This window comes from Shewanella sp. SG41-4 (assembly GCF_014164505.1).
Classification (GTDB): domain Bacteria; phylum Pseudomonadota; class Gammaproteobacteria; order Enterobacterales; family Shewanellaceae; genus Shewanella.
This window is the reverse complement of the sequence record NZ_JACJFI010000674.1, coordinates 1-1,053: the sequence shown is the minus strand read 5'-3', so window position 1 is coordinate 1,053 and position 1,053 is coordinate 1. Positions and strand designations below refer to the sequence as shown.

The 1,053-nt window shown below is 39.0% G+C and carries 1 protein-coding gene and 1 pseudogene; both read left to right on the top strand.

The genetic code is table 11. The features are described 5' to 3' along the window. Window positions 1-469: pseudogene (locus H5202_RS23185) on the top strand (erythrose-4-phosphate dehydrogenase); the annotation flags it as partial. Window positions 470-597: 128 nt separating this feature from the next. Then, window positions 598-1,053 (top strand): hypothetical protein (locus tag H5202_RS23180; RefSeq protein ID WP_182774074.1); only part of this gene is annotated, 456 nt, incomplete at its 3' end.

The window sequence follows — 1,053 nt, the reverse complement described above, 5'->3', positions numbered from 1 at the left end:
CTCTTATACTAACGATCAACGTTTATCTGATGTGTACCACACTGATTTACGTCGTGCTCGTGCTGCGGCAATGTCTATGATCCCAACCCAAACCGGTGCAGCTGCTGCAGTAGGTTTAGTGGTTCCTGAGCTTCAAGGCAAGTTTGATGGTTTAGCGGTACGTGTACCAACTATTAACGTGTCTTTAGTTGACTTAACATTCTTAGCGGCTCGCGACACTACTGTTGAAGAAGTTAATGCCATCATCACTCGTGCTTCACTACAGTCTCCAATGTCTGAAGTATTAGCGATTAATGAAGAACCATTGGTGTCTATAGATTTTAACCATAATCCTTTCTCTTCTAATTTCGACGCAACACAAACACGTGTTAAAGGTCGTTTAGTGAAAGTGATGTCTTGGTATGATAACGAATGGGGTTTCAGTAACCGCATGTTAGACAACGCAGTTGCGTTAATGAACGCTAAGTAATCTACAAGGTATTATTTAATACTTGGTAGAACTAGCTAGCTTAAAGGCCTCGCATTTATGCGGGGCTTTTTGTTGGCCGTGATTTACATACTCATTATTTTTACTGTCAACTTTGAAGGTTTTTCTTAATGCTACGACTCCTTTATTTAATTCCACTGTTAGTTTTACTTGGTTGTTCTGCAACCAATAATAAAACGGTATCTTCGCATACCAATAACATGTTTGATAACGTAAACCGTTTAGCTTGTTCAATAAAATATGCAGACGGTCATCAATTCTGTAAATGCTTCGTCAGCGTATTATCCGAAGTTACACCCACCTATATTAAACAGAAAACAGTTGACGGTGATCCATCATCTACAAACGAACTAGCCAATATTATGATTCAACATTCTGATAAGTTAAATCAATGTGAAGCATTGACAACACCATACCTATCCATCTCCAGTCTTAAATTAACAGCACTTGGACGAGCTATCCTGTTAGAACACAAAGACAAAGTCCTGACACCTGAAAATCGTTTCAATTTAGCACCACATCTAACGATAGGTTATGAATTTAGCATGGACCAAATAGGCGCAACG